Below are 8,405 nucleotides of genomic sequence, written 5' to 3'. Positions count from 1 at the left end.
ATGGTCAAGCGGACAGCAAGTTTGGTCTCAGCGTATCAGTTGATGATAGTGAAAGTTTTATCATAGCTGGAGCGATGCGTGCAGATGCAGGCTCTGATCGAAATCAAAAAACAGCAGGTGCTGCTTATTTCTATGAATTAGGTGCAATAAATAATGTACCGGTTGCAGTGGATGACAGTGCTAGTACGAATCAAGACACCGCAGTCACTATTGACAATGTATTGACCAATGACAGTGATGGCGACGGTGATGCGTTAAGCATCAAGAGTGTGGATGGCACATCAATGAAAGGTGGGTCAATCATCAATAATGAGGATGGTACATTCACTTATATCCCAAGAGCGGGTTTCAGTGGAGATGACAGTTTCAACTATATCATCAGTGATGGTAATGGTGGTGAAGCACAAGGAGTCGTTAATATTGCAGTCAATGCAGTTGGTGGTTTTGTTAATAAAGATCCTGTTGTTGTTAATGATAGTGTCAGCACTAATGAAAATGCTGCGGTGACTATAAACAATGTCTTGGTCAATGATAGCGATCCTGATGGTGACACCTTAAGTATTAAAAGTGCAGATGCTACATCTGCTCAAGGGGGCGCAGTTACCAATAATAGTGATGGTACATTCACTTACACACCTAAGGCTGGCTTTAGTGGTAACGACAATTTCAACTACATAGCCAGTGATGGCAATGGTGGTGAAACACAAGGAGTCGTTAATATTACAGTCAATAAAAAACCTGTTAAGAAAGATGATGGCGGTAGTGGTGCTTTGAGTTTGTGGGGACTATTGGCATTATTAGGTTTTCGGGTTTATAAAAACAACGATTAGATAGGTTTTAATAAGGGTATGCACTTGGGTAATACTAGGTGCATACGATGGAAATGGTTGTTTTTTAGGGTTGTATTAAAAAAATTTACTTTTACCACAGTAATTTATACCTGTTTGGAATATAATTCCAAATACTTCTGATGTAAATGTACGATGAAGTGTATAAATATTATTATTTGAGGGGCGTAGATTAATGAAAATATCAATATTATTATTTGTTACATTATTTTTTGGGTTGAGTGGTTTTGCTATTGCCGCTGATGATGGTGCAATAAAGAGAGGGGCTGCGAAAGCATTTTATTGTACAGATTGCCATGGATATAACGGAATGGGAACGACTACAAATTCAGAGCTGGCGGGGCTTAATAGTGCTGCGCTGGAAAAAATCCTTCTAACCAGTAAAAAAGGTAAATCTTCAATGAAGCAAGGTTTGCTGAAGAATTTTTCTGATTCAGATATTCATGAAATTGCTGCTTATTTCGGTTCATTGAAAAAAACTGGGCGAGGCGAGGTGAGCTATGCAAGAGATATTGGCCCGATCATTAGTATCCGTTGTGCTGAGTGCCACAGTAGCGAAGGTGAAGGAAAGCATGTTAGCGGCCTGGACATGACGCACTATGACGGCCTGATGAAAGGCACTCAAGAGGGTGGCAAAATGATCACACCAGGATCAGCCATCAACAGCTCCTTCATGGTAATGGTCACTCGTAAGGATCACCTGAGAATGCCTTACGGTAAATCTCCTCTGTCAGATGATGAGGTTCGTGTCATCAGTAAGTGGATTAACCAAGGGGCTAAAAATAACTAGGCCATTCTTGTGAAAGGGGGTATTTTGCCCCCTTTCGAAGCGTTGATATGAATGGGCTGTAAACGACGTTTTATTTAATACATAGTAGAAATACTTTATGACACACTCTCGTTTTTCGCTCCATTTTTCACATCTTCCGCTGGTACAAAAGGTGTTCTACACTTGCGTTTTGTGTGTTCTGGGCGTAGGTTATTTATTTGCCATGATTTATATTTTTGCCTCCCATCATGGACGTGATGGTAACGATATGTTGTCGGTGCAAGATATTATTATCGCCTACAGTGGTTCCAAGAGTGATACCAAACTGGAGTCGGCACTGAGAGGGTCGATGTCAGGCATGCTGGCCGCTGATGAGAATATCAAGATCATCGGCTGGGCTCGCGGAGGGGCAGAAGAAGATCTCTATGATTCAGATATAAAAGAGATCTTTGAAAATCGTTGCATTACTTGCCACAATAACCGCAATCCACACCTACCTAGTCTAGAAAATTACGAGAAAGTCAAATTGGTTCTCGAAGAGGATCACGGCATGAATCTCTTCACCCTAGTACGAGTTTCTCATATTCATTTATTTGGTTTGACATTTATTTTTTTCCTTATGGGGGGCATCTTTATGCATACCTATTTGCGAAAAGAGTGGGTGAAAATTGCTATCATTGCGACTCCTTTTGTAGCGATCATTTTTGATATTGCCTCATGGTATATGACCAAGGTTTATGAACCATTTGCTTGGGTCGTGATTGGAAGTGGTGCTTTGATCGGCCTTAGTTTTGCGGTGCAATTTTTTCTATCCATATATCAAATGTGGTTCTATAAACTACCACAAGAGGTTGAGCAAACTTTTTACTGTAGTGTGATAGAAAAGTCGCCATGAGGTGGTTGGGCCTCTTTCTGTTTTCTTTCATTTTTAGTGGTTGTGAATTGGAAGAAGCAGAAAATAATAGCGTACTCGAAGCCATACAGATTAGTTCGGCACTCAAGATAGTTGGTGTTGGTGATGCAGTAAAAGGGCGTGCTATTGCCAGCCAGTGTGCCGCCTGTCATGGGCTGAGTGGTGTCAGTGCACGCAGTGGCTCTCCCTTTATTGCCGGAATGGAACAAGACTATCTGGTTCGTTCTCTGCTTGCCTACCGTGATGGTACACGCAACCATAGTGCCATGAAATTGGCCAGTGATGCTCTCACTCCCTCACAAATGGCTGATGTAACCGCTTATTATGCCAGCCTTAAAACTGTCTGGCGTGGTGCAGTTGTGAGCCGTGAATCACGAAATATAATTAAAAACAGGCAGTGGCAGGTTTCTGATTCTATTGCCAGTAGTTGTCGTTCTTGCCATAGCCAAACAGCCCGTTACCAAAAAGATGAAGCGATTCCTTCACTCGATGGTATGCCGCTGGAGTATTTCAGGCCAGCTCTTAAGAGTTATCTGAATGGTCAGCGTGATAATGAGATTATGAAGCTCTTTAAAGGGCGTTTGAGTGGGCAGGATATTTATAGTCTCGGCATCTATTATGCGGCTATAAAACCATCATACACAGCACCGCCACCTGATCACGGTGATGCTGCTCGTGGTAAGTTTGCCGCCCGTGCCTGTGCAGGCTGTCATGGTTATAACGGCAATAGCCTTAATCCAAACATTCCTAATTTAGCAGGTCAATCACAACGTTATCTGATTAAAGCAACTCGTGATTACCGTGACGGTAGGCGTAGCGATTTGTTGATGCGTGCACCGGTCAAGAACCTCAGTGATGCCACTATTATCAATCTTTCTTCTTACTACGCTCGGCAAAAACCAGTTTCGCCACTGCATCGCGATAGTGTAACTGCGGAAGTTTTTGATCCTATTACTGAAGGCTCTCATCTCGCCGCTTCCTGTAATAGCTGTCACGGCAAAAATGGTAACAGTACAAATAATAGTGTGCCTAACCTTGCTGGATTGCACGTGAAGTACATTACAGCGGCCACAAAAGCATATCAGACAGGAGCGCGCCGACATTCTGCCATGCAGGAGATCGTAAGTTTTTATAGTGATACCGATATTGAGAAAATAGCTTATTACTATGCCATACAATCACCAGTTCAGTCGGTTGGCAGTAGTAAAAGCAACCTTGAGGGGGGTGAAGTTGCAAACAAGGCTTGTGGCAATTGTCATGGTGAAGGGGGAGTCAGCCCCAATCCTGCCACTATACCTAGCTTGGCAGGGCAGCAGGTTGATTACATTATTAAAGCCACTCGCGCTTATGCTAAAGGTTCTCGCCACAATGAAGGCATGAAATCTGTTGCAGAAAAGCTTGATGCAGATGAGCTGAAGCAGATTGCAGCCTACTTTGCTGGGCAACCGACTCCGCAAGTGGAGACTCAACTTCCCGATAATCCGGCTCGTATCGTTGAAGAACGCTGCAACCGCTGCCATGGAGAAAAAGGCTACAGTACTGAGCCTGGTGTGCCACGTCTGGCGGGGCAATTAGAGTCTTACTTAGTGGTGGCAATGAAGGAGTATCAGGACGGTGTGCGCAAAAACTCTATCATGTACGCCATGACAGAGACATTGAGCTTGCTTGAAATTAAAGCGATTGCAGCTTATTACGCCGAGCAAAAGTCACCTCTATAGGGATATTGTGGAGTTGTTGGGTATCGAGTCATTTACGAAATAACCTCCAAAAATTCTGTGTAATTTCAGAGGTTATACAGTTAATTATTCGAATTCAGAATTTACTCTAACGCCCTGACCAGCCCCAAGAGGCAAACCAGCGCCATAAAGACCACCAGTCGGGTCGGCCGGTAGAGCTACCTACACAAGTGGAATCGGCCACTGTGCTGCCAAAAACAGTATTAATTTGAATATTTCCAATGTCACCTGATCCACAATCAGTAATAATATAGTTATCGCTCCACGATTCGATATTGCACTTTTCAGATGTTTCCATGTTAACGATATTAGTGCCCGAATTTTCTGTATTCAAATGGTTGATAAAACCATTGCCATTGATCTTAATTTCCCCGTTGTCACAACTAATATCGCTCACACTGACATCAGGCCTTATCGCCAAGTTGATAATAGGGCTTTTGAGGGTTCTTTTAGCTAAATGTACATCATAGCTGCCTGGGGCTAAATCTTTAGGCAAGGTAAATTCAAGTGTGATTGGTGTTGATGCTGTGGGTTCGTACTCAAAAGTTAAACCCTCTTTATTGGTTAATACTAATTTTGCGACTATTTCTACAGAACCTTCATCTGTTTTTATTGTGCTGATAAATCCTGATCCTGTGAAGGATAGTACTTTTGACTCTGGAAGTTGAGCTGCGGTAATGCTTCTAGTCTTGCTGGTATTATTCCCCCCTACCTGCACATGCTCAATAATGGGTGTTACATTAGATTGGGGAGAGGGACCAAAGCCTCCATTGGGCAGGCCTCCTGTTATCTGCCAATTAATATGGCAACCATTGCAGTTCATAGCATTGCCAATATGTCCCATAAAGGGCTCTTCGCTGCCTGGGGAAATTCCGTCGCCCTTTGCATCAAACTCAATGGTGTGTAAAGAGATAGCTCCATGACATTTCTGACAGCCACGAATAGTATGGCCGGGTGGTGAAAAATCATGACAAATATCACAACCGTGCTCGGAGCCGCTATTAGGTTGGCCAACACCTGTACCATGATGCGTTTCATAGTTGGTAGGAACCATTCTCCCAGTGACTTGATCAGTCCCAGAAAAATGGCAATGTTCACAGTTACCAGTGCGACGACCATTATAGTCCGCGATGGGTGGATCATACTGGCTTGATGGGCTGGAGGGTTCATTGTAATTATCTCCAGGCCAAGGGGTAATCATTGAGGCTCGATAATCTGGAATATAATGATCACCATAAGGAAAATTAACCAAACTACCATGGCATATTGGACATTGAGCTTCCTGCGCTTTCTCTGTTAAATGGTGGACTGAGGCGATACCAGGTCTTTGTTCATGGCAGCTCATACAATCACGAAATACGGGTTCAGCGGGATCCAGTGCAAACTTAAAATAGCCTCCTAGAGGTCTGGATGGCTCGGTCACCCAGTCCACTTTATGGCAGGTGATACATTTGTGTGTACCGTCTGTCGAGTCATCTGGAAAAGGTGATGCAGAGTATTTACCAATCGGCGTGTCAACCCGTAGATGGTGACGGTCTGGTAAATAACCAATGTTAACCGGTGCTGGTGCATTGACAGGGTCACCATGGCAACCTAGACAAGTATGGAATGTCATATCATTCATCACCCCGTCAGGAATTCCTAAGTTTTGATTGACGGGTGGCGGTGGAATGTTGGACCAAGCGGTCGCTGTGGCTCCAGCCATTGTTATAAATATGGCTATTTTCAATAGTTGTTTAAACATAACTGTAATACCTCTATTTAACAGTTTTTAACGTCCAGCCCAGCCCCAGGAAGCAAACCAGCTCCAAAGAGACCACCAGTCGGGGCGACCCGTAGAGCTACCTTCACAAGCCGCATTGGCTAACGTATCTCCAAAAATGCTATTGATTTTTATATTTTCAACAGACCCAGTACCACAATTAGCAATAATTTTATGATCCTCCCAAGATTCAATACTACACTCTTCAGATGTTTTTGAATTTGTGATGTTAGTGCCTGAACTTTCTGCATTCAGGTAGCTAATGAAACCACTGCCATTGATAACAACTTCACCGCTGTCACAGCTAATGTCACTGACTATGAGGTCAGGCCTGATCACTAAATTAGCAATAGGGCTAATAATAGATTTTTTAGCGAGATGTACATCGTAACTACCTGACTCTAAATTTTCTGGCAAGATATATTCAAGCGTGGTCGGTGTTGATTTTGATGGTTCATACTCAAAAGTTTCACCAGTTTTATTGGTTAACACCAGTTTAGCTATGATCTCAATAGTGCCGTCAGGGCTTGCTATTTTGCTGGTAAATCCAGATCCAGTGAATGAAAGCGTTCTTGAATCTGTTGATTGCTGAGGTGCTTGTTGTAACTGTCGCGTACTGAGTGACGCGCTGGAGAGATTTCTGCTTCTATGAGAGCGCTTCCCCATTCCCATATGGGTAATAGTAGGTACAATATTAGCGCCAGATGATAAGCCTTGGTCACTTTGCAAGATGGCTTCAGTGCTCGCCCCTGCAAAGTTTCCATGGCAACCTCGGCAGTTGGCAGGGCTGCCGATATGCCCCCAAAAAGGCTCCTCTTTACCAGGAGTGATGCCGTCACCGTTACGGTCAAACTCGATGTTATGTAATGAGCTGACACCATGGCACTTTTCACAGCCACGAATGGTGTGGTTGGGGGGGGTTGTATCATGACATAGATCACAACCATGCACTGAACCGCTATCGGGTTGTCCGACACCGGTACCATGGTGGGTTTCGCGGTTTGTAGGTATGACTAGACCCGTGACTTGATCTGTGCCCGAAAAATGGCAATGTTCGCAGTTGCCTTTACGGCGGTCATTATAACTGGCAACAGGTGGATCAAATTGATTGGATGGACTGCTGCTATCGTAATTATCTCCTGGCCATGGTGTTATAAATGAGATGTCATAGTCTGGGATATAGTGGTCACCATAAGGAAAATCAATCAAACTGCCATGGCACAGTGGGCACAGGGCATCTTGTGCTTTTGGTGTTAAATGATGTACCGAGGCAATGCCAGGTTTTTGCTCATGGCAGGTCAGACAGTCACGAAATATTGGTTCTGTAGGGTCTAATGCAAATTTAAAGTAACCGCCTAGAGGTCTTGATGAGTCTTCGACCCAGTCAACTTTATGGCAAGTAATGCATTTATGATCACCACTTGGAGAGGCTTCTGGAAAAGGTGATGCGGAATATTCCTCAATAGGCGTATCAACTCGCAGGTGGTGCCGGTCAGGTAAGTAACCAATATTAACCGGAGCAGGTGCATTGACAGGATCACCATGACAACCCAGGCAGGTCTGAAATGTCATATCATTCAGCACTCCATCGGGAATGCCTATATTTTGGTTGACTGGCGGTGGGGGAACACTAGCCCAAGCAGGTGTAGTAAATATAGCAATCGTACATAGAAGGGTTCGTAGTGTCTGCTTAAATATTAATGATGTTTTCATTAGCAGCCACCTCCGCCCATCATTCGGCCACCCATGCCACCACCACCCATACCACCACCACTGTTTGTGTAATCATATGTGCCATCTTCGTAGATCGTGATGCCGTGACAAACGCTGCAATTACGCCCCATCATCGGGTGACGGTTACTCATCGGCGGGCCTGTGACTGTATCGACGCTATGGCAATAGAGGCAGTCTCTGAAAACGTCAAATTTGTACGAAACCGTTTCGCTATCCCAAACAAAACGATGGCAAGAGGTGCAATCATAAACATCACCTAAGTCTGCACCTGGTGGTCCGGTAGGGCATTCAACCTTTTCACCGACTTTCAAATGGTGTTTGTTTGGGTTGCGCCATTGAAGCCATTCAGCCAAAGGGCTATCGCCTTTTTCAAAACGTTTGACATGACAAACACGGCACTTGGCCGCAGTGACATTACTTCCGAAGAGGTCTTTTCCCATCATTGCTAAACTGGGTGGTGAGATAGTTAAGAAGCCAATGCCGATAGTGAATATTGGTGTTAATAGCAGGAGATATCGCAGTTTTTTGATCATGATTTCACCTAATTTATCATTGATTGTTAACACTTTTTTGACCCGTTTTGGGAGCAAATCAGCTTAAGAGTCCATAAGCCAAGGCGAGAGCACTCTCAGGGTCATCGTGA

Annotated in this window: 7 protein-coding genes; 4 read left to right on the top strand and 3 right to left on the bottom strand. The window is 44.0% G+C overall.

The window, feature by feature from the left end:
• The 4 genes from L3J70_09850 to L3J70_09835 form a co-directional block, all read left to right on the top strand.
• A partial coding sequence (locus L3J70_09850) for a cadherin-like domain-containing protein (GenBank protein ID MCF6236656.1) occupies nucleotides 1-830 on the top strand: 830 nt, incomplete at its 5' end.
• A 193-nt stretch (nucleotides 831-1,023) separates the two neighbouring features.
• Nucleotides 1,024-1,638, top strand: coding sequence for a hypothetical protein (locus tag L3J70_09845; GenBank protein MCF6236655.1), 615 nt, complete (start codon nucleotides 1,024-1,026; stop codon nucleotides 1,636-1,638).
• A gap of 202 nt (nucleotides 1,639-1,840) precedes the next feature.
• A complete protein-coding gene (locus L3J70_09840; protein ID MCF6236654.1) occupies nucleotides 1,841-2,512 on the top strand; it encodes a hypothetical protein in 672 nt (223 codons plus the stop codon).
• Nucleotides 2,509-4,248: a c-type cytochrome gene (locus tag L3J70_09835; protein MCF6236653.1), complete on the top strand. Its 1,740-nt coding sequence runs from the start codon at nucleotides 2,509-2,511 to the stop codon at nucleotides 4,246-4,248. The genes L3J70_09840 and L3J70_09835 overlap by 4 nt, the downstream gene beginning before the upstream one ends.
• A 106-nt stretch (nucleotides 4,249-4,354) precedes the next feature.
• Here L3J70_09835 and L3J70_09830 read toward each other — a convergent pair whose 3' ends face one another.
• Genes L3J70_09830 through L3J70_09820 form a run of 3 tightly spaced genes read right to left on the bottom strand, consistent with a single transcriptional unit; the run spans nucleotide 4,355 to nucleotide 8,295 of the window.
• Nucleotides 4,355-6,010 (bottom strand): DUF4832 domain-containing protein, encoded by a 1,656-nt coding sequence (locus L3J70_09830; protein ID MCF6236652.1) that lies wholly within the window; start codon nucleotides 6,008-6,010, stop codon nucleotides 4,355-4,357.
• Between the two features lie 27 nt (nucleotides 6,011-6,037).
• The gene (locus L3J70_09825) at nucleotides 6,038-7,741 is read right to left on the bottom strand and encodes a cytochrome c family protein (GenBank protein MCF6236651.1); all 1,704 of its coding nucleotides are present in this window, start codon (nucleotides 7,739-7,741) and stop codon (nucleotides 6,038-6,040) included.
• Nucleotides 7,741-8,295, bottom strand: a complete 555-nt coding sequence (locus L3J70_09820) for a hypothetical protein (protein ID MCF6236650.1) — start codon at nucleotides 8,293-8,295, stop codon at nucleotides 7,741-7,743. The genes L3J70_09825 and L3J70_09820 overlap by 1 nt, the downstream gene beginning before the upstream one ends.
• Between the last annotated feature and the right edge of the window lie 110 nt (nucleotides 8,296-8,405).

Source organism: Gammaproteobacteria bacterium (genome assembly GCA_021648145.1).
In the GTDB taxonomy this organism is placed as follows: Bacteria; Pseudomonadota; Gammaproteobacteria; order JAADGQ01; family JAADGQ01; genus S141-38.
This window is presented reverse-complemented; position numbering and strand designations above follow the sequence as displayed.

Excerpts from the sequence above, each read along its gene's own strand:
- L3J70_09835 (MCF6236653.1), top strand. The coding sequence starts at position 2,509 with ATGAGGTGGTTGGGCCTCTTTCTGTTTTCTTTCATTTTTAGTGGTTGT.
- L3J70_09830 (MCF6236652.1), bottom strand. The coding sequence starts at position 6,010 with ATGTTTAAACAACTATTGAAAATAGCCATATTTATAACAATGGCTGGA.
- L3J70_09845 (MCF6236655.1), top strand. The coding sequence starts at position 1,024 with ATGAAAATATCAATATTATTATTTGTTACATTATTTTTTGGGTTGAGT.
- L3J70_09820 (MCF6236650.1), bottom strand. The coding sequence starts at position 8,295 with ATGATCAAAAAACTGCGATATCTCCTGCTATTAACACCAATATTCACT.
- L3J70_09840 (MCF6236654.1), top strand. The coding sequence starts at position 1,841 with ATGATTTATATTTTTGCCTCCCATCATGGACGTGATGGTAACGATATG.
- L3J70_09825 (MCF6236651.1), bottom strand. The coding sequence starts at position 7,741 with ATGAAAACATCATTAATATTTAAGCAGACACTACGAACCCTTCTATGT.